The organism is Opitutus sp. ER46, from assembly GCF_003054705.1.
GTDB lineage: Bacteria > Verrucomicrobiota > Verrucomicrobiia > Opitutales > Opitutaceae > ER46.
Genome location: NZ_QAYX01000018.1, coordinates 148,119 through 170,506 on the forward strand (window position 1 = coordinate 148,119; position 22,388 = coordinate 170,506).

The 22,388-nt window shown below is 68.1% G+C and carries 23 protein-coding genes; 16 read left to right on the forward strand and 7 right to left on the reverse strand.

The annotated features are described in order from the left end of the window. Positions 1 to 26 precede the first annotated feature (26 nt). The 3 genes from DB354_RS04105 to DB354_RS04115 form a co-directional block, all read right to left on the reverse strand. Positions 27 to 521, reverse strand: coding sequence for a hypothetical protein (locus tag DB354_RS04105; protein ID WP_107834169.1), 495 nt, complete (start codon positions 519 to 521; stop codon positions 27 to 29). A 50-nt stretch (positions 522 to 571) separates the two neighbouring features. After that, the gene (locus tag DB354_RS04110; RefSeq protein WP_158277360.1) at positions 572 to 1,855 is read right to left on the reverse strand and encodes a TolC family protein; all 1,284 of its coding nucleotides are present in this window, start codon (positions 1,853 to 1,855) and stop codon (positions 572 to 574) included. Between the two features lie 88 nt (positions 1,856 to 1,943). Then, positions 1,944 to 2,366: a hypothetical protein gene (locus DB354_RS04115; RefSeq protein ID WP_107834171.1), complete on the reverse strand. Its 423-nt coding sequence runs from the start codon at positions 2,364 to 2,366 to the stop codon at positions 1,944 to 1,946. A gap of 107 nt (positions 2,367 to 2,473) precedes the next feature. Here DB354_RS04115 and DB354_RS04120 point away from each other — a divergent pair, with 107 nt between their 5' ends. From DB354_RS04120 to DB354_RS04130, 3 genes are read left to right on the forward strand one after another with little or no spacing between them, the layout of a single operon-like run. Next, positions 2,474 to 2,791 carry a hypothetical protein gene (locus DB354_RS04120; protein WP_107834172.1) on the forward strand — a complete coding sequence of 106 codons (318 nt, stop codon included), beginning with the start codon at positions 2,474 to 2,476 and terminating at the stop codon, positions 2,789 to 2,791. Next, positions 2,788 to 3,267 carry a hypothetical protein gene (locus tag DB354_RS04125; protein ID WP_146180101.1) on the forward strand — a complete coding sequence of 160 codons (480 nt, stop codon included), beginning with the start codon at positions 2,788 to 2,790 and terminating at the stop codon, positions 3,265 to 3,267. The genes DB354_RS04120 and DB354_RS04125 overlap by 4 nt, the downstream gene beginning before the upstream one ends. 9 nt (positions 3,268 to 3,276) lie before the next feature. Next, on the forward strand, positions 3,277 to 3,846 hold the full coding sequence (locus tag DB354_RS04130) for a sigma-70 family RNA polymerase sigma factor (RefSeq protein ID WP_107834174.1): 570 nt from the start codon (positions 3,277 to 3,279) through the stop codon (positions 3,844 to 3,846). 162 nt (positions 3,847 to 4,008) lie between these two features. Here the strand turns inward: DB354_RS04130 and DB354_RS04135 are convergent, their stop codons facing one another. From DB354_RS04135 to DB354_RS21915, 4 genes are all read right to left on the reverse strand, one after another. Beyond that, positions 4,009 to 4,470, reverse strand: a complete 462-nt coding sequence (locus tag DB354_RS04135) for a hypothetical protein (RefSeq protein WP_146180102.1) — start codon at positions 4,468 to 4,470, stop codon at positions 4,009 to 4,011. 343 nt (positions 4,471 to 4,813) lie between these two features. After that, positions 4,814 to 8,536 carry a hypothetical protein gene (locus tag DB354_RS22215; protein WP_158277361.1) on the reverse strand — a complete coding sequence of 1,241 codons (3,723 nt, stop codon included), beginning with the start codon at positions 8,534 to 8,536 and terminating at the stop codon, positions 4,814 to 4,816. A 15-nt stretch (positions 8,537 to 8,551) separates the two neighbouring features. Continuing rightward, positions 8,552 to 10,405 (reverse strand): hypothetical protein, encoded by a 1,854-nt coding sequence (locus DB354_RS04145; protein WP_107834177.1) that lies wholly within the window; start codon positions 10,403 to 10,405, stop codon positions 8,552 to 8,554. Between the two features lie 100 nt (positions 10,406 to 10,505). After that, positions 10,506 to 10,871 (reverse strand): hypothetical protein, encoded by a 366-nt coding sequence (locus DB354_RS21915; protein ID WP_146180103.1) that lies wholly within the window; start codon positions 10,869 to 10,871, stop codon positions 10,506 to 10,508. Positions 10,872 to 11,229: 358 nt separating this feature from the next. Here DB354_RS21915 and DB354_RS04155 point away from each other — a divergent pair, with 358 nt between their 5' ends. From DB354_RS04155 to DB354_RS04210, 13 genes are all read left to right on the forward strand, one after another. Then, a complete protein-coding gene (locus tag DB354_RS04155; RefSeq protein WP_107834179.1) occupies positions 11,230 to 11,481 on the forward strand; it encodes a FeoA family protein in 252 nt (83 codons plus the stop codon). Positions 11,482 to 11,499: 18 nt separating this feature from the next. After that, a complete protein-coding gene (locus tag DB354_RS04160) occupies positions 11,500 to 11,742 on the forward strand; it encodes a FeoA family protein (RefSeq protein ID WP_107834180.1) in 243 nt (80 codons plus the stop codon). A gap of 92 nt (positions 11,743 to 11,834) precedes the next feature. After that, the gene (feoB, locus tag DB354_RS04165; protein WP_107834181.1) at positions 11,835 to 13,976 is read left to right on the forward strand and encodes a ferrous iron transport protein B; all 2,142 of its coding nucleotides are present in this window, start codon (positions 11,835 to 11,837) and stop codon (positions 13,974 to 13,976) included. A gap of 7 nt (positions 13,977 to 13,983) precedes the next feature. After that, positions 13,984 to 14,154, forward strand: a complete 171-nt coding sequence (locus DB354_RS04170; RefSeq protein WP_107834182.1) for a FeoB-associated Cys-rich membrane protein — start codon at positions 13,984 to 13,986, stop codon at positions 14,152 to 14,154. Between the two features lie 265 nt (positions 14,155 to 14,419). After that, complete coding sequence (locus DB354_RS04175) at positions 14,420 to 15,499, forward strand: PA0069 family radical SAM protein (RefSeq protein ID WP_107834183.1); 1,080 nt, start codon at positions 14,420 to 14,422, stop codon at positions 15,497 to 15,499. An 82-nt stretch (positions 15,500 to 15,581) separates the two neighbouring features. Then, positions 15,582 to 16,661 carry a hypothetical protein gene (locus DB354_RS04180; RefSeq protein WP_107834184.1) on the forward strand — a complete coding sequence of 360 codons (1,080 nt, stop codon included), beginning with the start codon at positions 15,582 to 15,584 and terminating at the stop codon, positions 16,659 to 16,661. Positions 16,662 to 16,716: 55 nt separating this feature from the next. Beyond that, positions 16,717 to 17,112, forward strand: a complete 396-nt coding sequence (locus DB354_RS22220; RefSeq protein ID WP_158277362.1) for a hypothetical protein — start codon at positions 16,717 to 16,719, stop codon at positions 17,110 to 17,112. After that, positions 17,109 to 17,606: an FKBP-type peptidyl-prolyl cis-trans isomerase gene (locus DB354_RS04185; RefSeq protein ID WP_158277363.1), complete on the forward strand. Its 498-nt coding sequence runs from the start codon at positions 17,109 to 17,111 to the stop codon at positions 17,604 to 17,606. Before DB354_RS22220 ends, DB354_RS04185 begins: the two co-directional genes overlap by 4 nt. 338 nt (positions 17,607 to 17,944) lie before the next feature. Further along, positions 17,945 to 18,382, forward strand: coding sequence for a type II secretion system protein (locus DB354_RS04190; protein ID WP_107834186.1), 438 nt, complete (start codon positions 17,945 to 17,947; stop codon positions 18,380 to 18,382). A gap of 3 nt (positions 18,383 to 18,385) precedes the next feature. After that, positions 18,386 to 18,775: a type II secretion system protein gene (locus DB354_RS04195; RefSeq protein WP_107834187.1), complete on the forward strand. Its 390-nt coding sequence runs from the start codon at positions 18,386 to 18,388 to the stop codon at positions 18,773 to 18,775. A gap of 103 nt (positions 18,776 to 18,878) precedes the next feature. Continuing rightward, positions 18,879 to 19,709 (forward strand): hypothetical protein, encoded by an 831-nt coding sequence (locus DB354_RS04200; RefSeq protein ID WP_107834188.1) that lies wholly within the window; start codon positions 18,879 to 18,881, stop codon positions 19,707 to 19,709. Then, positions 19,706 to 21,058, forward strand: a complete 1,353-nt coding sequence (locus DB354_RS04205; RefSeq protein ID WP_107834189.1) for a hypothetical protein — start codon at positions 19,706 to 19,708, stop codon at positions 21,056 to 21,058. The genes DB354_RS04200 and DB354_RS04205 overlap by 4 nt, the downstream gene beginning before the upstream one ends. After that, entirely contained in the window at positions 21,055 to 22,386 is a 1,332-nt protein-coding gene (locus DB354_RS04210; protein ID WP_107834190.1) for a prepilin-type N-terminal cleavage/methylation domain-containing protein, read from the forward strand. Before DB354_RS04205 ends, DB354_RS04210 begins: the two co-directional genes overlap by 4 nt. Positions 22,387 to 22,388 lie beyond the last annotated feature (2 nt).

The following is a 22,388-nucleotide window of genomic DNA, read 5'->3' on the forward strand; positions in this document are numbered from 1 at the left end:
GCGGAGAGGGTGAGCGGGCGTGGGGCTCAGCGCTTCACGACCTCGTTCTTGAGGTAGAGCGGGCCGTAGCGGTCGGGATCGGCCTTGAATTTCGGCGGGCACATCCGGCAGCCAAAGCCGATGGTCTTTCCCTGGTAGGTGGCGGTGGGAATCGTCGGATCGACCGGCATGCCGCAGATGGCGCAGCGGGTGTTCACCGGCTGCTTCGGGTCGGCCGTCGGCGCAGCCGAGGCCGGCGCCGCACCGTGGCCGCTGTGGTCGTGCGCGGCGGCGGTGGCCGCGGCCGAAGCGGTTGGCGTGACGGCCGGCGCCGGCGCGCCCGCGGGTTCGGAGGATGTCGAGGATCCGGAAGTGGCGACAGCGGGCGCGAGCGGGTTGGAAACCATGGCGGCGTAATCACCGCCACCGACCGCGGCAGCGCTGGCCGCGGCGTGCGGCTGATAGCGGGCAGCGCGGGCGCCGAGCGTGACGAGAGCGCCAACGACGAACGTGGCGAGGAAGACGGAAAGGTGGCGGATCATAGGCGGAGGCGAAGAGCGGAGGTTCGGTTGGGCGTGGCGATCGCGGCAGTTCAGGTTTGCGGCTGGAACTGGGCGGTGGGCAGGTAGCGCCAAAGCTCGGCCTGGGCGGTGCGCAGGGCGGTTTCGGCGCGGACGACCTGAAGCTCGGTGTCGGTGATCTTCTCGAGCAGTTCGACGAGTTGGAAGACGGTGGAGTCGCCGCCCATGGCGGCACCCGCGTTGGCGCCCACGCCGGCGGCGCGGAGCATCGCGTCGTATTCGGCGTTGAGGCGCTGGACCGTCTCGCGGCTGAGCCGGCGCGCGGTGTCGGCGAGTTCGGCGGCGCGTTGCACGCGGCTGAGCGCGGTCGTGATGCGAAAGCGGGCGGCATCGCCATCGGTGCGGGCCGCGTCGCGCTCGGCGCTGGCGGCGCGTTGCTCGGCGCGGGCGTAACGCCGCGAGCGCCAGGGGAGGTCGGTCATGAAGGCGAGGCCGACGGTGTTCTCGTCGCCCATGGCGGTGCGGTTCTGTTCATAGCGCACGCCAACCGAGGTCATCGGCCGGCCGGAGGCGCGCGCCATGCGCATCATGGCGTTGGCCTCGCTGACGCGTGCGGCGGCGAGTTGCAGAACGGCGGCATCATCCGGGCGGATCTCGGCGGCGTCGGGCGCGGCAAACGCCGGCAGGGGCGCAGACGCGGCCAGGCCCAGCCGGCCGCGGGCGGCGGCGAGTGCGTCTTCGGCCATGGTCCGCTCCTCGGCGACCATGAGCTGCATCGCCGCGAGCCGGGATTGGATCGTGAGCCGGTCGGCGAGCCGGCCGCCGCCGCTGGCGAGACGGACCTCGACGCTGCGGAGCACGGCGTCGAGGCGGTTGAGCTGCGTCTCCAACAACCGGATGCGCTCTTGCGCGCCGTCGGCCTCGGCGAGGGCCATGGCGGTGTCGGCCGCCATCTCGCCGGCCATGAGCGCGTAATCGGCGCCGGCCATTGCGGCGGTGGCCCGGGCGCGATCGCGGTCGGCCGCGCGCTCGCCGGCCTTGGGCAGGGGCTGGCGCAGGTTGACCTCGTACATCGTGCTGCGCTCGTCCATCGGGCCGACCATGCGGGAGCCCATGCCCTCGAGCGTCGGGTCGGGCAGGCGGCCGGCCGCGGCGACGCGGGCCTCGGCGGCGCTCGTGCGCCGGGCGGCGGCAACCAGCGCGGGCGCGCTGGTCACCACGCGCAGAAACTCGGCGCGCGAGGAGCCAGGCGCGGGCGCGGAGACCGGTGCAGGGGCGGCAGAGACCGGCAGCGGCAGCGCCGCACCGAAGCAGGCGGTGAGCGCGAAGGCGGTCAGAGAAGGGAGGAGGCGCATGGCGGATTTGGGCATGGCAACGCCGGGTGCCGGGCCGGGGAGGGCGCGGCAGCGGAGGAAAGGAAACGCGGCGCGGAGGCGCGGCGGGTTACTGGCAGCAGCCGCCGGCGACGGGCGCCTGGGCAGACTTTGGGGCGGAGCTGCCACCCTTGGCCTTGGCGGCGTCGATCTTGGCGAGGTACTTCGCGGGTTCCTTCATGAAGTCCTCCTCGCAGCCGCTGCAGCAGAACACGACGAGGCGGTCGGGCTGGCCCTCGACGCGGTAGATGTACTCGTCGGCCTTGCCCATCGAGCCGAGCTTCTCGTCGGACACGACGCAGGTGTGGAGCGGATAGGATTTGCGCTCCTTTGCGGCCCACGCGGCGTCCTTCTCGCCGACGGGAATGAGCTTCCCGGCCGGGGCGGATTCGGCGGCAGCCTGCTCGGCGTGAGCGGGTTGCGAGATGGCGGGAAGCGAGAGCAGGAGGGCCGCGGCGGCCAGAAGGAGGGAGGTGCAGGATCGCAGTTTCATGGGTATGTTCAGGTGACAATAACCGCCAGGCGGCGAAATCCCTCAACCTGACTGCGGAAATTTCGTGAGGGGTTTTTCGGCGGGGCGGTTATAGTCGGTGCTGTCTCATGAATGCCCGTGAACCCAACGATAGGCTGCCGTCGACCCTCGCCACCTGGCGGGTGAGTCCGCCGGCCGACCCGAATTTCCGTCCCGCCGTCTGGCAACGCATCCGCGCGCGCACGCAGGAGACGTGGGCCAGATACGTGCGCGCCCACCTGATCGGCTGGTCGGTCGCAACCGTGGCCGCCGTGGCGGTCGCCGGTTGGACCGGGCACCACATGGCCGAGGCGCGGCTCGCCGCCGGACGCGAGCGGATGGTGGCGTCGTATCTGAGTGAACTCGACCCGCGGGTGCTCGCACAGGCGGAGCCGGTGCGGCCATGAGATACGGGATGATCACGCTGGCGGTGGTGGCCGCGATCTCGGCCCTGGCCGGGCTGGTGTCGTTCCGCGCGTCGCAGGACGCCGAAGTGGCGGCGGCGTTGGCGAAACAAGACGCGCTGGCGTGGCTGCGGACGGACTTCCAGCTCAGCGACGAGCAGTTCAAGGCGATCAAGCAGCTGCACGAGTCGTACTCGGCGGTGTGCGCGGAACATTGCGAGGCGATCCAGGACGCGACGCGGGAGCGGAATGCTTTGCGCGCAAAGCAGGCGGATGCCGCGACGCTGGCCGCGGCGGATCGGCGCGTGACGGAGCTCACGCAAACCTGCGAGACCGCGATCGCGCGGCACGTGCGGCAATGTGCGGCGCTGATGTCCCCCGAGGCGGGCGAGCGCTACCTGGCGCTGGTGCTGCCACGGATCGCGCGCTTCGACCACCAGGCGCCGCCGGACGTGGCGGTTGGCCACCGGCACCACTGACCGCTGGCGATGGAAGCCTCCCTCGACGCCGCGCCGACCCCGGGTGAAGACTCGGAGCTGATGCGGCGCGTCCAGGCGGGGGACGAGGCGGCCTTGGGCGAGCTGATGCGCCGGTGGGAGCGGCCGGTGAAGGCGGTGATCGGGCGGCTGGTGCTGAACGCGCGGGAGGCCGAGGACCTGGCGCAGGAAACGTTCGTGCGGGTGTGGCAGCAGCGGGACCGGTTTCGGGCGGACGCGGCGTTCCGGCCGTGGGTGTTTGCGATCGCGGTAAACCTGGCGCGCAACCGCCTGCGGTGGTGGCGGAGCCGGCCGGAGGTGGGGCTGGACGCGTGGACCGACGGAGCAGCCGACGGCGCCACGGGCGCGACCTCGGCAGAAGGAGCCGAGCGGGCGCGGGCGGTGCGCGATGCGATCGCGGCGCTACCGACGGACCTGCGGGAGGCGATCGTCTTGGCCGAGTACGAGCAACTCTCGCACGCGGAGATCGCGGAGGCGGTCGGGGCGACGCCGAAGGCGGTGGAAAACCGCGTGGCCCGGGCGCGGGCGAAGCTGCGGACGGCGCTCGCGCGCTGGCTGTAAAAAGAAGCGGACCGGGAAGACCGGTCCGCGAGGGAGAGGAGACTGAGGTGCGGCCCACTGAGAGCCGCGGGCGGCAGCGCCGGCGACCGGGGGCCGTGGAGGCACTGCCGGAGCTGGCGGCCAGAAAGGCCAGGTGGCCTGCGGCCGCCAGACGGCGAAAGGTTACTCCGCGGCGGGAGCGGGCGCCGGGGTGGCAGCCTTCTTGTGGCCCTTGTGCTTGGCCTTCTGGTTCTCCTTTGCCTTGGGCGTTTCCTTCTTCGGCGCTTCCTTCGGCATGGCGTCGAACTTGGCCTGCTGGTCGGGCGTGAGGACGGCGCGGATCTCGGCGCTCTGGGCGTCCATGGCGGCGCGGCGTTCCTTGCCCTTCAGCTCATGGATCTTGCCGTCGTAGGACGACATGACGGCCTGGATCTTGAGCTTTTGCTCGGCCGTGAGGCCGCCGACGGCTTCGTCGATCCGCTGCACCAGCCTGTGGCCGGCAGGCGCGGTGGGTTTGGCGAGCGGCTTGGCCTCGGCATTGGCGGGGGCCGCGGGAGTGGCGGGAGTCGCGGCCTCATCGGCGGCGATCGCAGAAAGACCGGCGCCCAAGGTGGTCGCCAGAAGAAGAACTCGGAGGGATTTCATTGGATTATGGGACTAACGATGTCCGGACCATGACGACATCGGGTGTCGCCCAGTAACACCGAATAGCGCGAATGAGGAATCGCGGCGAGTCCGCGCATCACAAGGCGAGCCCCCTTGGGGCGCAGGTTGGACGCGCCTTCGTGCACATCACTGGCTGGTGGGCGCGCCCCGACACTGCCCATTCCCGCAGCGAAAACGGAGGACGCCAAGGCAACATGTCTACAATTATAATTGCCCTCACACCAGTGATTTATCGGATAATGTCCAGATACTCCGGCATAATGTCCGGATACTTTTTTCTCGGCCGGCTTCACCCGGCCGAGAAAAAAGGTCGTCACCCGTTTTACGGAATCCACAGCGGAATCGTGAACTCCTTGAGCGGCGATGCAGTGAACCATTGGCCCAACTCGCCAGCCGGAGGAACGGTCTGGCCGGAAAGCGTTTTGGTCACGACCGGCAGGATCACGTTGACGGAGATTTCGGGACAAGGATCGCTCCACACTTGCGCGGCATCCTGCACGCGCGCGCGGAAGGCCCAGGGGCCGGTGAGCGGCGCGCCCTGTTGGAAGGAGAGCGGCACGAGCGGTTGTCCGGGTGCGGTCTCGCCAAGCATCACGTCGAACGTGAGGTCGACCGTTGCGGCGGCAGTGGCGGGTGATTGCAGCGCAAGGCGCGTCCACTCACCGCCGGGAGGTTTCGCCTGGAGTTCGATGGCGGCGACGGACGGGGACGCGTTGGCTTTGACAGCGAACTTCACGCCCGGGCGGCCGAGATAGGCGGTCCAGTTCCCGTCCTGCCACATGCGTGGGTAGGTGCGTCCGTGCAGCGGGCTCGACGGATCGGACACCGTGATGCTGCTGGCGAGGGGGGTGAGGCTGGTGACCTGGCGCGGGACGACGACCTGGATGGTGGCGGTGACGGTGTTGGACTGCGCCCAATACGTGCTCCAGAGGCGGCCCGCCGGGCTGTACACCGACACGGGGTACGTCGAGCCGCCCACGGCGTTGGCCGGCACGACGAAGCGCACCTGGTTTGAGGTGTCGGCGTTGAGGCCAGTCCAGTGGTAGCTGGTGTGTCCGCCGGCGGCCGTGAGGATGACGGTGGCGCCGGGCGCAGCGGTTGCGAAGGTGGGCGTGAGCACGACGTTTTGTGCTTGGGGCGGCGGGGCCGGATCCTGCTTGAACAAGGCGACGCCGTGGCCGCCATAGATGTCCTGGCCCCAGGTCTCGACCATATACTCCACCGGCTCGCTGCTGAAGTTGTCGGGCGCGTTCCAGGTGCCCCACCGCTGCCCGGGGCCGACGCCCATGGTGAAGGTGAAGGTCGTGACGAACACCCGCGGGAGCTCGACCGTCGTCATGACGTCCTTCCAGCCCCAGATTGCCTCCTGGTCCTCGGTGGAATCGACGATGGTCCAGGTGGGGACGAGCCGGCGCTCAAAGACGCGGCGCCAGAGATTGAGGAATCCCGGACCGGCGCGGCTGCTGTAGCCGGTGAAGGTGACGGTGTCGCCGCCCCAGGGAACGGGGGTGTTCTCGGGGACGACGGTGAGCGTGCGGGACAGGCCGGAGATGACGGAGAAGTTGGCCCGGGCCACGGCGGGGCCGCCCTCGCCTTGGGCCGTGATGGTGTAAACATGGCTGCCGTAATCGAGGCCGGAGACCGTGTGGCTCCCGCTGGGCGAGTTCTTTTCGGGCAGGCCCGGGCCGGTGACGGACACGCGCGTGGCGTTGGCGCTGGCCCAGGTGACCGTGGTGGTGCCCGGGGCGCCGCCGGCATCGGGGTTGGTGCTGATGGTGGCCGTGACCGGACCGGTGGTTGAGCCCTCACCGATGACTACGGTGGCCGTGCGGGTGACGGGTCCGCCGAAACCCTGGGCGGTGAGCGTGTACGTGTGGGAACCGGCCGCGAGACCGTTGAGCGTCTGCGTGCCGGTGGGCTCGCCGCGTGGGTCCAGGCCGGGGCCGCTCACGACGACCGACGTCGCATTCTCGGTCGACCAGGTGAGCGCGGCGACGCCGGGGGCGGTGGCCACGGAAACTTCGGCGGCGAGCGCGGCGGTGACGTAGGGGAGCGGTTTGCTCACGTAGAAATCGGCGGTGCGGGAAACGGGGCCACCGACACCCTGCGCCGTGATGGTAAAATGATGCAGGCCCTCGGGAAGATCCTTCACCACGCGGGAGCCGTTGGGCTCGGTGGTGTCGGCCAAGCCGGCGCCGGTGACAATGACCGAGGTGGCGTTGAGGCTGGTCCACGTGACGGTGGTCGTGCCTGGGGGAGTGCCGGTGGACGGGTTGGCTTCGATGGAGGCGGAGACAGGCGGTCCGCTGGGCGCGGGAGCGACATGCACGAGGGTCGACCGCGTGACCGGACCATCCTGGCCCTGGGCGACGAGGGTGAACGTGTGATCGCCGACGGGCAGCGCGGTGATGGCCTGGGTGCCGTTGGGAGAAGTGCTGCCGGCGAAGTTCGGACCCGTGACAGCGACGGCGGAGGCGTTGGCGGAACTCCACGTGAGCGTGGTGTTGCCGGGCGCGGCGAGGAAGACCGGCGAGGCGGCGAGCGTGGCGGTGACGCTGGCGGGTCGAGGTTGTACGACGATGGTGGCCGAACGTGTGAGCGGGCCGCCGGGACCCTCGGCCCGGAGATTGAATGTGTGCGTGCCGGCGGCGAGGGCCGTGAGCGCATGGTCGCCGGACGTGGCGGTACTGAGTTGGCTCGCGGGGCCGGTGACCAGCACGGAGGTGGCGTTGGTGCTGCCCCAGGTAAGCCGGGCGGCGGCAGGCTCGGTGGCGGTGGTCGGATCGACGGTAAGCCAAGCGGTGAGTTGGGCCGGTTCCACGACGGTGACCGTGACGGACTTCGTGATCGGCCCACCGTAGCCCTGTGCGGTGAGGGTGAACGAATGGGTACCGGCGGCGAGGTTGGTCACCGTCTGGGAGCCCTGCGGGAGCGCGCTCTGGAAACCATTCGGGCCGGAGAGCGCGACTGCGGTCGCGTGCTCGGAGGACCACGTGACCGTGGCGGAGCCGGGGGCGTTAGTGCTTTGGGGCGAAATGCTGAGGGTAGCCGCGACCGAGGGCGGCGCGTTGATCGTCACGACATGCGTGGCAGAGGCAGACGCGCCCGCAGCATCGGTGGCGGTCGCGACCCAGGTGATCGTGGCGGGCCCAGTGTCGGTGCTGCTGACGGAGGCGGTGGCGGAGGAGGGGCCGATTGAGCGTTCATCATATGAGCCAACTTCGCTTCCGGATCTTGAGATAGTAATCCGACGCAAATTTCCGTCGTCCGAAGCCTCGGCTCGCAGGGAATACGATACTCCTGTTCCCACAACGCCGGGTGGTGTGACCCAAGTAATCACTGGCGCACGGTTGGGAAGATCGACCTGCGGAACGAACGACACGTCCAACGTCCTACTTTTGTTCAGGATGAAACTAATCGTCCTCGCCGCCCGAATGCCCGCCGGATCGCCGTCGAAACCGTTGAATAGATTCTGGAGGTAAGGCTCGGCAATGACAGTGACCTCTTTCCCGGGTGGAAATTGCAGTGAGGCAGACGCGGTGTAGCCCGTGCCGTTCACTTTGGCGGTACCTTCGCCGCCGCCAGAGAAGGTCAGGGTCAGCGTACACACCTCCGGCACATCCGTGACATCCATCGATAGCGTCACCGCATACGCGCTGTTCTCTAGATAACCAGACGGGACCAAATAGTCCCAAACGCGCTCGCACATGACACTCAGCGTGCAGCCGGTGCCATCGAATGAGCCCCCGGCCCCGGGCAGAGCCATTCCGACCTGCCGATCGATCAAGGCATAGGCGTTCGCCTTCGCCGTCGCTGACAGCGTCGAGTCAGAAACCTTAGTCCGCAGCGTATTCCAGTACGGAGAAAGCGCCTCGTACTCGCGGGTCTGGGCATTCTTTGCGATGTAGCCGCCCGAGAAGAACTGTCGGCTCGCGGGTTGGGCGGAAGTCGAAGACGCAGAGCCGGTCAGGAGAAGGGCGGCGGAGAGCAGAAGTGATCGTAGGCGGGGGGCGGGGTGGTCGGCGCAGAACGCTGGGGTATTCATGCCGGGGTATGGGGGTTAAGGTTCGAGGTCGAAGAGCTCGACGAGTCCGAGGCCGCTGCCTCCTTTCGCCCCGACCACGGCCGTGTAGGCTCCAGGTGGCAGGGTCACGACCAGCGCCGCTTCCCGGGGGTCGCTCGGCGCAAAAGGCCGCAGATCGGATTTCAGACGGACGTTTTCCGGACCATCGGCCCAATCGTCGTTGCGGGCGATCTCGCGTCCATCCTGCTGCGCGACGACCGAGAGGGTCGTGTCGGCCACGAGTCCGGTGAGTCCATGCACCGCCAAGCCTGGTCCCTGCGTCCGCACGACAATCGTCCGCGGCCTGTCCTTGATGATGAAGCCGGCGATCAACGCATCGGGGCCGATGACGCCTCGCGTCGAAAGATTCAGCAGTCGAGAGGAACTCAGGTTGTCGATATTGAACACCTCAACGAGTCCGGTGCCGTTCGACCCCAGCTCGTCGCTGACGATCGCGGTGTAGGGCCCGGGCCAAAGCGTGAGCACCATGCCAGCCTCATCGTCGGTGGCCGGGGTAAGCCCAAGCTCATGCAGCAACCGCCAGTCGGGGTGTTCGCGCCAACCAGCGTTTTCGCCGAGCAACTCGCCTGCTCCCGAATAAACGCGCACCCGTGTCTTCTTGGCAGGATTGGTCACGCCGAGTCTGGCGAGACCCGGCCCCTGGGTCCGCAATGCCACGCGCACTGGCAGCGTGCCCGTGATCCAGAACCCGGCGATCATCTGCTCATTGCCGGAGCCGATGGTTCCACGCGTCGATAAATTGATGAGCGGGGTGACTGGCGAGTGGACGGACGATGATGCGATCGACTTCTCCTCATCAAAAAACGTGACCGTGTAGCGGTAGCTGCGAACCACGGTGCTGCCGACCGGAACGCCGGTAATGTTTGAGACCGTAATCTCCACCGTGGTCCCATCGGGCGACGTTCTGAGATCAAGGTCCCGTGTATCGAAATCCCAAGTGATCGGATCGATATCTTCGTTACGGACTAGGTGGCGCACGGGCACTTCCACCCCATTCACGCGTGCGGTGACAACGGCCTCGGCTTTCGCGTAGGGTGCCGAGTGGTCTGAGGCTAACGCGAAGCTCCAGCGAAGAGATTCAGCCGCCCGATACTTCCGAAAGAGCGCGTAGGGCACGTATCCCGGCGCAGGCCATGCGACAAACAGTGAAGGGTCCACCGTGTGAGCCCCAAACACAGGATGCCACAGGTCAGGGTGATACTCTCCATTCGACGCAAGCCCAATGGCGCCGCCGACGGTGGCGTCGTGTAACAAGTCCGACCGATGCCCTACTGTCGCTGCGTTAATCGCCCCGTTGTCGAAAATGAACCCATCGGCCATGCCACCGGTCAACCGAACCGGGTTGGTGTTCGCACCGATCTCGGAACTCAGACACGCCTCGCGCGCCAGCTCGTTGTATCCGACCCATGTGCTGTCGATGTAATGGGTGAACGGCCGCTCCGGGTTCAGCGCCAGCACCAGCGCGCCGGCCTGCACCATCGGCAGCTTGCTGGCATCTTCCTGCATCGGCTGCGAGTAGTTGAGTGCCCGATACGCATTCAGCTGGGCGTATTCGCGCAGCCGGTAGCGCTCGGAGATCTCGCCCGGGACCTGCGGCGAGAGCGAGCCGGTCCAGCCGATGTCCGGGTACGGCGCCGCGAAGACGTTCCAGTAGAAGTCCATCATCTCGGCGCGGCTCCGCGGATCGACGAGGAAGGAGCCGTCGTAGGCAGTCCACGCGAGCGGACGGCTCTTGAGCTCGGGATGGCGATCCGCCGGCGCGGCGACAGCAACCGAGAGGGCGAGGACGGCCGGGAGCAGGAGCCGGCCAGACAGGGGGTACGAAATCATGGGGCGCAGCCGAGAAGGGCGCGCCACGTCTGGCCGTAAGCGTTAATCCTGTCAAATCTTCTTTACCTGAATAAACCACCCCAAAGCCGGGGGCGGGAAATCACACGGGGGCACTACCGGATTTCCGGTAATCACCAGCCTTCTCGATGGTGGTGGACTGGATACGCTGTTCTCCATGCCCAGCCGAATCGTCGCAGTCAGGAAGCCAGGTGGGGCGCCGGCCACGGAAGGCGAAGTCGTACCCCTGTTCGTTTGTCCCGGGATGCAGGAGAAGGAAATGCCGCACGCCGTTTTCCCGCATGGGAGCGGATTCTCTGAACCGGTCCCATGCCCGAGCCGTGGAACCTGTGCCTGGTTTGCGGCGCACGATCTCGGCGGCCGGACCGAGTTCACCGACTTTCCCAAAGGCGCGCAGATTACCGCCGCTTTCCATACCGAAGGGCAGTTGTGCGAGCGATACGTCCACGTCCGGCAGCTCGCCACCCTGCCTCGGCGCCACCCGCGGCCCAACCCGGAATGGGCCGCCGATCTCCTTGAGGTGCAGCGGCGCCTCGATCGCTGCCAGGGGAACGTGCCCTAAGCGCCCGCCGCCGAGAAGAACCTGTCCACCGGTCCGCAGGTGAGGTCAGGCTCCCTCTGCCTGCGACTTCGTCTCGCAACGCGCTGCGTAGCGGTACCCTGCACAAACGCAGCGCATGCTATTTATTGATCAACAGTGATTTAAAACTCGGTAAGAAATTGCCTTACCGAGTTTCAGGGCGGCGCTCCCAGCTTTTGCTTGCTGAGCGACTGAAACCGAATCTCATCTCTGGGTCCTCCAAACCGTGAACCCACTCACCGCCTCGATCCTGCCTCTCTGCCAGCTGCCCGCTGGGGAATCCGGACGCATTCGGGAGCTGGCCGGCAACCCGCAGTTTTGCCAGCGCGTGCGCGAACTCGGCTTCGGCGAGTCCGCCGTCGTCCGCAAGATTGGCGGCCGCGGCCCCTTCGTCTGCGCGGTGAATGGCAACCGTATCGCTCTCAACCACGACGCCGCGATGAACATCTTCGTCGAGCTGCTCGCGCGCCGGGCCTGAGCTGAGCACTCCGCTCCCATGACTCCCGCCATCAAGCTCTCCGAACTCGCCATCGGCGCCTCCGCGACCGTCCGCGAGTACCCGCGCCAGGGCTCCGCCTTCATGCGCCTCCGCGAAATGGGCCTCCTCGCCGGCACGCGCATCACGCTGGTGCGCACCGCCCCGCTCGGCGACCCGCTCGAGATCAAGGTCCGGGGCTACCACCTCACGCTGCGCAAAGCCGAGGCCGAACACGTCCTGGTCGAGCGGGCCGAAGGCTGACGCCCACCGTCCGCCCGCGGCCACCGCGCCTCCGGTTCCGGCCCCGGCCCGCGGCGTCCCGCCCGCCGCTCACCGTTCCCTCTTTCCCACGCATGATTCCCACCGCCCCCCACATCACCCGCTCCGCGCCGAACAGCGCGCCGGGCACCGGCCGCACTCCCGTGTACGCCGTGGTGGGCAACCCGAATTGCGGCAAAAGCACGCTCTTCAACGCCCTCACCGGCCTGAAGCAGAAGGTCGGCAACTACCCCGGCGTGACCGTCGAGAAGAAGGTCGGCACCGCCTATTCCCAGCACGGCCAGCCTATCACCGTCATCGACCTGCCGGGAGCCTACTCGCTCGCCGCCCGCTCGCCCGACGAGGCTGTCACCCGCGACGTGCTCCTCGGCCGCCGCGCCGACACCCAGCAACCCGACCGTATCCTCTGCGTCGTCGACGCCACCAATCTCGAGCGCAACCTCTACCTCGTCCACCAGATCCTCGACCTCGGCCGGCCGGTGATCCTCGCGCTCAACATGATGGATCTCGCGGCCGAGTCCGGCCTGGACATCCGCGTCGCCCGCCTGGAACACGAGCTCGGGATCCCGGTGATCCCGTGCGAGGCGGTCAACGGCAAGGGCGTCATCGAGCTCAAGCTCGCGATGAGCCGAGCCGACCTGCCGCTTTCGAAGCACGCGTGGACCATCCCGGCCGCGATCGCGCCGGCCGTTTCGGAGTTGCAGGCCTCGCTCGTCACGCACGACGGCAAGGCGCCCCTGATCGCCCGGGCCGAGGCCCTCCTCCTGCTCACCGACCAGGACTCCGTCCGCGTCGCCGGCTCCACCCCCCTCCATCCGAAAACCCAGGAGCTGCTGCATTCCTGGGAAAAGCGCTGGCAGCACGAGGGGACCGACTGGGCCGCCGCGCTGGTCAACTCGCGTTACGACGCCATCGGCGTGATCGCCGAGAAGGTCGTCCTGCGGTCCCACGCCACCAACGGCCTTACCACGTCGGATCGCATCGATGCCTGGGTGACGCACCCCGTCTGGGGCTGGCTGATCCTGGGCACGATCATGGCGCTGCTGTTCCTGAGCATCTTCACGCTGGCCGAGTACCCGATGAACTGGCTCGACGGCGAAGTGTCGGCGCTGAGCGAATGGGTGAAGACGAGCATGGCGCCCGGCGACCTGCGCGACCTGATCACCGACGGCGCCATCGCCGGCGTGGGCGGCGTCGTGATGTTCCTGCCGCAGATCCTCATCCTGTTCTTCTTCATCGGGCTGCTGGAAAGCACGGGCTACATGTCGCGCGCCGCGTTCATCATGGACCGGCTGATGAGTCGCGTGGGCCTCAACGGCAAAAGCTTCATCCCGCTCCTGAGCTCCTACGCCTGTGCGATTCCCGGCATCATGGCGACGCGGACGATCGAGCAGCCCAAGGACCGGCTGGTCACGATGCTTGTTTCGCCGCTGATGAGCTGTTCCGCGCGACTCCCGGTTTACCTGCTGCTGATCGCGGCACTGGTGCCGGACGACCGCGTGCCGCTGCTGACGAAGGTCGGGCTCATGCTGCTCATGTACAGCCTGGGAACATTCGGCGCCTTCGGCTTCGCGTGGCTGTTCAAGCGCACGCTCCTGAAGGGCGAGCCGCCGGTGATGATCATGGAGCTGCCGCCGTATCACGCGCCGCGGATGAAGGACGTGATGCAGCACATGGTGGAACGCGCCTGGGTCTTCCTACGCCGCGCCGGCACGATCATCCTCGGGATCAGCATCGTGCTGTGGTTCCTCACTGCGTACCCGAAGGCCCCCACCGGCACGCCGGCCGCGCAGCAGATCGAACACAGCTTCGCCGGGCAGGCGGGTCGCGTGCTCGAGCCCGTGATCAAGCCGCTCGGCTTCGACTGGCGCATCGGCATCGGCCTGGTGACGTCGTTCGCCGCGCGCGAAGTGTTCGTGAGCTCGACGGCGGTGGTGTTCAACGTCGAGGACTTCAACGACCAGGACGTCGCCCCGCTGCGCACCGCGCTGCGCGAGGCGAAGTGGCCCGACGGTCGCGCGCTGTTCACCCCGCTCGTCTGCCTCACGCTGATGATCTACTACGTGTTCGCGATGCAGTGCGTGAGCACGCTCGCGGTCGTGAAACGCGAGAGCAACTCCTGGCGCTGGCCGCTGTTCCAACTCGGCTACATGACCGGCACCGCCTGGATCCTCTGCTTCATCGTCTACCAGACCGGCCGCGCGCTCGGTTTCTGACCCGGCCATGTCACCCACCCTGCAGACCCTTCTTGCCCTCGGAATCGTGGCGCTCGCCGCGACCTGGCTGGTGTGGCGCGCGGTGGCGTCACGCAAGGGCGGCGGGTGCGGCGGCGGCGACTGCGGCGCGATCAGTCCCGAGATCCGGAAGCTGCAGGCAAAGCTGAAGCGGCGCTGAGCCAGGCGGACCCCGCGCGGCGTTACGACGCCGCACGAGCACGCGGAGCCGCGGGCACAGGCGCGGAAGCGCCGATCGCACTCTCGGACCCGCCCAGGCAGGAGAGAAGCGGGCGCGCGGGAAAGCGGGCGGCCCGCGCACGCCGCGGCACCGGGTGCGAACCCACGTTCCCCCGAATGCCACGTGGCCGAGCAGGTTGCGCTCGTCCGCCGGGCCCGGTCGCAGTTCGGGCTGGCGCCGGCCGGGAATCCGCTAACGTGTACAGATGCACACGCCCGACCAATCCCCCGCCCCGCCCCATTCCGCGTGGCCCACGGGCCGCGGCTCGAATTTCAACCCGCCCAACCGGTTTGAACGCCTCCACGTCGAGCCGGACCCCGACTGCCCGCCGGACGAGCAGCTGAACCCGCGGACGCAGTTCTTCTACGATGCCACCGAGAGCGTCCTGGCGCGCAACGAAAGCCCGGATGTCGGGTTCGCCTACGGGCTCAACCCGTACCGCGGCTGCGAACACGGCTGCGCGTATTGTTACGCCCGACCCTACCACGAGTACCTCGGCTGGAGCAGCGGGCTCGATTTCGAGAGCAAGATCCTCGTGAAGCTCCGCGCGCCGGAGCTCCTGCGCCGGGAGCTGTCTGCGCCGCGCTGGCAGGCGCAGACCATCGCGATGAGCGGCGTCACGGACTGCTACCAGCCGGTGGAGCGTCGGTTTCGGCTCACGCGGCAATGCCTCGAGGTCTGCGCCGAACTCCGGCACCCCGTCGTCCTCATCACCAAGAACGCGCTGATCACCCGCGACATCGACGTCCTGAGCGAATTGGCGCGTTTCAACTGCGTGTCGGTGAACCTGTCGGTCACCACGCTGGACCCGGAGCTCGGCGGCCTGATGGAGCCGCGGGCGTCGCGGCCGGCCGCCCGCCTCGACGCCATCCGTCAGCTCAGCGCCGCCGGAATCCCAGTGGGCGTGATGACGGCCCCGGTGGTTCCGGGGCTCACCGATCACGAGGTGCCAGGCATCCTGGAGACGGCCGCGGCGGCCGGCGCCCGGCGCGCGGGGTACGTGCTCCTGCGGCTGCCGCACTCGGTGAAGGACGTGTTCACCGCCTGGCTGGCGGAAAAGCTGCCCACGAAACAGGCGCGCGTGCTGGACCGGATGCGGGCGTTTCGCGGCGGACGGCTTTACGACAGCGCCTGGGGCCAGCGCGGGATCGGCCGGGGCGTGTTCGCGGACCAACTGGCCCAGATGTTCGACGTGACCTGCCGCCGGGTGGGGCTCAGCCAGGAGAGCACGCCGCTTTCCACGGAGCATTTCCGCAAACCGGGCGAGCAGCTCAGCCTGTTTTAGGACCGGAGGACGTATCGCCGGTGGGTTGCCCCACGCGCCGACCCTTGCCTCCCCGGCGGCCGGTGCGCAGCTTTGCGCAGTCATGGCAGACGACGCCACCATCGAGCCCGCCGGCACACCGCGCAAACCGAGCTTCCCAATCGGACCGGAGCTGCGCGGCTATCTGCGGCGCTACAAGCGGGAGCGCGACCTGCCGGTCACCTATGAACGCCTCCTGGCGTTCCGCGAGGTGAGCCCGCTGCCGGACGAGAACGGCAAGCCCACGCTCTGGGACACCGTGATCTACGACACGTCGGAAATGCACTCGCTGAACGAGGCGCTGAAGGAGGTTTATGCCTCGCTCAAGGTCGACGGCGACCTGTCCGTGGTGGACCACCTCTACATCGACCGGATCGACTTCTGCACCTTCGGCAACTCGACGCCCTTCCGCATCCGGATCGTCAACGCCTACAACGACAACCAGGACTACTTTTACGTGAAGCGCGCGGACGCCTCGCGCGTGTACGGGCTCGAGCTCGAGCACCTGTTGTCGCCGAACCGCATGCAGTTCCTCACCCACGGCAACACCCTCGTCGAGGAGCACGTGGCGGGCATCCCGGGGGACATCTTCATCAAGGACTGGCTCGGCCGGCCCGACCCGAAGCCCATCCGCGTGGCCAAGGAGCTGGTGAAGTTCAACGAGCGCTGCTTCGTGCGACTCCTGGGCGACATGCGCTCCTACAATTTCGTCTTCGTCGTCACGCCCGATTTCGAGGAGTCGCAGCTGCGCATCCGCGCCATGGATTTCGACCAGCAGAGCTACAACGGGCGGATGAATTTTTACCGGCCGCAGTTCTTCAAGGACAACACCCCCCTGGTGAACTACTGCCTCAAGCACCTGCGCGTGGAGACGGCGCGGCAGTACGCGCGCGAGGAGCAAACGCTCATGCTGCAGCGCGCGCAGCTGGCCTCCGAACGGCTCGGGTTGCTCCTGCACGACATGGCGCGCGATCCGATCGCGCCGCCCGGCAAGATCCACACATTGCGCGAAGGCCTGGCCGAGCACTACAAGCGCCACGACTACCTGCGTTGCGAATCGATGGGCTCGCTGATCCGCGAAAACCTCGAGTCGATCCGCCGGCACATCGGCCGGCCCGTCGTGCCCGAGCTGGTCCCCGAGTAGACGGAGCGATTTCGCGCTTCGGTTCCGCCCGCAATCGCCTAACCTGATGCGGTCCATGCGCCAGCCGCTTCTCTTCGCCGTCCTCTCGCTCCTCATCCTCGCCGGAGCCGGGTGTGCCTCCGCGCCCAAGCTCACGCCGAAAGGCCAGGTGAACGTGCCCGCGACCACCGCCGCGGAAGAGTCGCGCTTCGTCACGGTGCCTTTCCACCAGGAGGTCGTGATTCATCTGCCGGCGCTGACGACGCCCGGGACACAATGGACGCTCGTGATGAACGACACCCGGTTCACGACGCCCTGGCGCGAGTTGACCGCGCAACCCGACGGCACCTTCGTGGCGTCCTTCCTCGCCATTCGCGAAGGTCGCCGGACCATCCGCTTCCTCGCGCTGCCGCCAGACCAGCGCGAAGCCACCGCCACTCAGGCCTACGAAGTCCGCATCGAAATCAAATGAAACGCGCCCTCCTCGCCGTTGGTCTTCTCCTCGCCCTCTTCGCCGGCGCCTACGTCTGGTTCGCGCGGCAGGAGCCCCCCGCGCCGGTGACGACGCCCGCGCCAACGGTGGACGCGAAGGCGGCCGAGCGGGAGGCGCTTTTCGGCGCGGAGGCATTGGCGCCGGAGGTGCAGTGGCGGGAGAGCGGCCTCGGTTACCGCATCGTCGCCGAAGGCACCGGACCGAAGCCCGGGATCGGCAGCCCGGTGCGCCTGCGGTACGTCGGCCGCCTGAAGGACGGCACGATTTTCGACCGCGCCGAGACGCCGAGCGAGTTTCAGATTGGCGCGACGATTCGCGGCCTCTCGAACGGCCTGCAGCTGCTGGCGGCAGGTGGCAAGGCGACCTTCTTCATTCCGCCGTCGCAGGGCTACGGCCACGCGAAGGTGATGGGCATCCCGCCTGACTCCGGGCTGATTTTTGAAGTGGAAGTCGTCGAGGTCGGCGCCCGCTGATCCGGCAAGGTCGAGCGCGTCACGCCCCCGTCCGGCGCGATACGCGCCCATTTTCGGGGTCCGGTGGCGTCCCTCACCGCGCGTCGGCGCTCGAACGGAGACCGGGTCTGCGGAAACACACCCTAACCGCGTCACATCGATACCCTCGGCCGCACCCCAACCAGGGCAAAAGTCTCACCGGGATGACTAGGATTAACCGGTAGTTCGGAGCAACTCATTTTTATCGCCTATTTCGCTGCTAATAATTCTGGGATCAGCCTTCTAACAATTTTCATGATTGACTAGTGACAATAAATTTTACCTCTCTGCATCGCTTCATCACGAACCCCTACTCCCCCATGAAGAATGCAGCTCTCCCGATTCATCCCGCGCGGCCCGGTCGCCGCCGGCTCCGCCGCCAGCAGGCGTTCACCATGTTCGAGGTCCTCCTGGTCGTCATCGCCCTCGGCCTGCTCGCCGCCCTGATCGTGCCGACGATCGAACGCTTCATCGATGCGACCGGCGACACCGCCAAGACCCACAATGCCAAGATTCTGAACCAGTACGTCGAGACGCTGTACAACGCCGGCGCGGAAACGAATTGGGCCGACGGCGCAGCCGCGATCACCGCGCTGACCGCCGGGGTTTCGCTGCCTCCGACTGTGCCCGGCGGGCAGACCCAGATTGTGAAGCTCACCCAGGCCGTGAACGCGGAAGCCTATACTTACACCGCCGGCACCCCGACCTCGCCGCCCAGCTTCTCCCCGCTGCTCGGTCGGCGCAACGTGAGGCCGTAGGCCATGAATACCCGGGGCCCCGGCGCGGCGTTCACGCTCCTCGAGATCCTGATCGTGGTCACCATGCTTGGGCTCCTGGGCACCATGGTGGTGGGCGGTTTTCGCAACGTGGTGCCCGCCGCGCGTGAGACGGCTGCGGTCAACAAGGCCCGCGTCGTCAACGCCGCCCGGATCACCTATGCATTGACCGTCCCCGCCGCGGCGACCGAATGGGACGCCGCGCTGTCCGACGCCCAGCGCTGCACGCTGCTGATCGAAGCCGGCGCACTCACGGGTGCACCGGCGGACTGGCTCGCCGCCACGGGAGGTTACTCGCTGGCGCTCACCGGCGGGCTGCGCGCCCGGACGGTTCTCCGCAACAAGGCCGGCGCCACGCTCGCCTACACCGACTGAGCTCCGTCGGTCGTCCCGCCGACAATCGCTCCCCCCGGCACTCCCCGTGTCCGCCCTGGGCCGCCGCATGCCCAGCCCGCGCCTCCCTACGTTCATAATCTGGATGAAATCGCCGCCGGCATTCCCCTCGCCTGCCCACTCCCGCCACACCCAGCGCGGCTTCGTCCTCAGCGAGCTCGTCATCGTCCTCGTGCTTTCGTCGGTCACGACGGCGGCCCTGCTGGCGGCTCTCCTTGCACTCCTCCACACCATGCAACCCCAGAGCATCCTGATCGGCGGGGAAACCCTGCCGGTTGCGCCCACGTTCGGCGCCTTTCCATCCGCGGTACGCCTGCATCAGGCGTTCACCGACCGCGTTGCTGCTGCCCGCGCCGTCTACGTGCTGGGCGGCCAGCACCTCTCGATTCCCGCCGATGCCGCGCCCACCCGTGTGGCACCGCTGCGCGTCCGCGGCCTGCCGCGCATCGATGATTTCTCGCCCGGCCTGCCTCTGGACGCGTGCCGGTTCCAGGAAACCTATGGCCCGGCGCTCGGCGCCACAGAGGACGCCCCGTCCCGCGAGGACTTCTCCACTGTCGTGGTTGGGTCCCATCAGGGCGTCCTCGCCATCACGTGCTTCGTGCAGGTGCGACGCCGGGAGGAGACCTGGTCCGACGGCAGCGCGACCCGCAGCTTTGTGGTGCGCGAGGTGCAGCTCTGGGACATCGAGCACGGCGCCCAGCACTACGCGTTCGCCGAACGACCGGCGCACTCCCAAGGCGTATTCGTCGGCGCCGTGCACACCTGGCTGCGGTATCAGCTGAACACGGACGGAGAGGAAGGCCCCGCCTGCGTGGCGTTTCCCGATCCTTGGATCTACGGCGGCAACCGGGGGCGACCCGATGATCTGCCGCCCTTCTCCCGCTTCAGCTACCTCCTGGCGGTTTCGCCATGACGCGTGGTGCCTCCAGTCGAGTTCGTCCGCGTCGTGGCCACGGCGGCTATCTGGTCATCCTCGTGCTTGTCATCCTCGCCTTTGTCGGCGTCGCCGCCGCGATGCAGGCGCTGGTGCTGACGAGCGTTGGCACCACGTCGCGCGCATTTGACGGCTACCGGCAGGGCACGGCCGAGCGACTGCGGCTCGAGCGGGCCGTGACCGAAGCCGTGCTCGACGCCGTCACCGGCGATCACGCCCATGCCAGCGTGATCCTCCCCAACGCACTGGAGACCCGCCTCGCCCAACTCGGCGACGCCTCGAGCAAACTGAGCATCACGGAGACGCCTCCCCTTCCGGCGGTGGTCGCATTTCCAACTCCGTTCGCGTCGCCGGACGAGTTGAGTCTGGTGACTGAGGAGCTGCGGCCGTGCCTCACCCCCGAATTGAGCCGCCTCATCGGGCCGCGCGTGGCAGCCTATCCTCCCGCCCGCTTTGTCTTCGTCTCCGAGCGACAGGCGCTGGAGACACGTTGCTCCTACGACATCGCGGTCTTCGCCCGGCTTTTGGCCGCACCACTCACGCGCTTTCCCATCGCGGCCTACGACCTCCCTGACGAGATCGGCGCCACCACCGGAGCCCAGGGCCCGATCTCCACCTCCGCGTTTCCTGCGGGCCTCGTCCCCGGCCGTGATCCGAATTTCGTCTCCGCGCTTCAGGCCCAGCCGGGGCTGCTGCCGTATCACTACCGCCACCGCGCCGCTCTCGCCTCCGCGTATCAACGGCTCTTCTCGGCGCGGTTCCTGGATCGCGCCGCAGAATATGCCGGCATCACTCACTTTCATGACCTCGAAGCCACAGCGGAAACCGCCGAGTTGGCAGGATTGAGCAAAACCGGGGCGACCGCGCGCTGGGATCTCGGCGCCGCCGGTCCCGGCACCTACGGGGCGATCACCGCGACGCGCGACGCCGCCGTCCTGTTTTCCCGCACGGGCGCCACGACGCTCGAGTTGTCAGACTCCGGCGCCCAACCCGCCGCGCCGGCGATCCTCGTCGTGCTCGCCGGACCAAAGGAGCCAGCCGCCGCGCCGCTCCAGGTCGCGCTGGGTTCGATCACCCGCCCCGTGGTGATCGTCGGCTTTCACGTCCAATTCACCACCGCTGCTGAAACCGTGGTGCAGGGGGCGCTGCTGCTCGATCCAGCCTCCTCCCTGACACTGGGAGGTCGGCTCACGGTCGGGCACCTCTCCTATTGGGCCGGGAGCACCCGCGTCGCGGCGGTCGATATCAACCCCGGCGCCATGCCCGCCGCCGCCGAGCGGATCGCTCCGCGGGCCGTGTACGTCGCCACAAGCTCGGAGCCGTTATGACCACGCGTCACTCCCGCGGCTTCACCATCGCCGAATTCGTCGTCGCCCTCGTCCTCCTCGGCGTCGTGCTCGGGCCGCTGCTGGTCTTCGTCACGCGTATCCAGGATCTCAATCACGCGATCGGGCGGCAGTCCCGGCTCGAGTCCTGGCGATCCTTTCACGACCAGGCTCTCGCGTCCGGTCTCAACCCGAATCTTGCCCCGGCTCTGGCCGCCACGCTGAACCCCGCGGTCCCGGTCGTTCCCCCGCTGCCCATCACCCAGACCAGCGTGGCGCCAGCGCCGGGGTTTCCGCGGCTCGTTCCCATCCACCTCATGCTCGACCCCTCGGTGGCCGAGCCGCGCGTCGCCGGCGCCGGTTTCCAGATCGGCGCCGGCGCGCCCCTCCCGCCGCGCGACGACCCGACCTCCCCGCTCGTTCCCATCGTGATGCCCACGCCCGTGCTCACCCCGGTCGATGGCACCACGGTGGCCGCCACGTCACTCGCCGCTGCAAACGCCGGCGAGCCGCGTGTGCTCCAAGTCACGGCCACCGCCAGCGCTGAGGCCGAAGTTCACCTCGTGCTCAGCCAGCCCGCCACCGCCACCGAAGGTCCCGGCCAGGCCATGCAGTCCGTGACGGCCGTGCACCTGCTGCAACGCGTCCAGGGTCACGCCTGGTCCGAGTATCCCGGACGCGGCGACGCCGGCGACCGCGCGGTCGGCCTGCCCGATGGGCGCACCCGATGGCTCGTGACGACCGCCGCCGGTCGCCTGCAGGTTTATGAACCCAGTCCGCTGGCGCGATTCGCCTATCGCCTCGGGCTGGGCGCACCCGTCCTGAAACATGGAGGCATCGAGGTCGCGCCCGGGACGGCAGTGCCCTTCGACTTCCCGGCCTACACCGCGGTCCAGCAGGGAACGCACGCGGTGACCATCGACTTCCCCGCCGCCACCAAGGCCGCGTTCGGCGACGCCTGGCCAACCGAGGCGATCGGCTTCCAGTCCACCTTCGGCCCCTTCGCCGGGCCGTTCTCCGGCGATCTGCGCTCCTTCTTCCAACCCGAATGGATCACCGCGTGGAGCGACCTCGTGCGCATCGCCGCCGATCCGGTTGTTCCGGAGGGCGCGGTGGCGGACTCCGCAGCGTGGACGTTCCTGCGCACGCGAACCGCGCTCGGCGTTCCGGTGCTCGCGACCGACGCGGACACCACCGGGTTCTTCGCGCCCGGCAGCGTCGAGTTTCAGGCGCCGGTCGTCGCCGATGGCCGGGCGTTCGGCCGACTCTCGTTCGACCACGGCACGATCCTCAGCACCGGCACCACCCTCGCCATGCCGGTCCTGCCCTGACG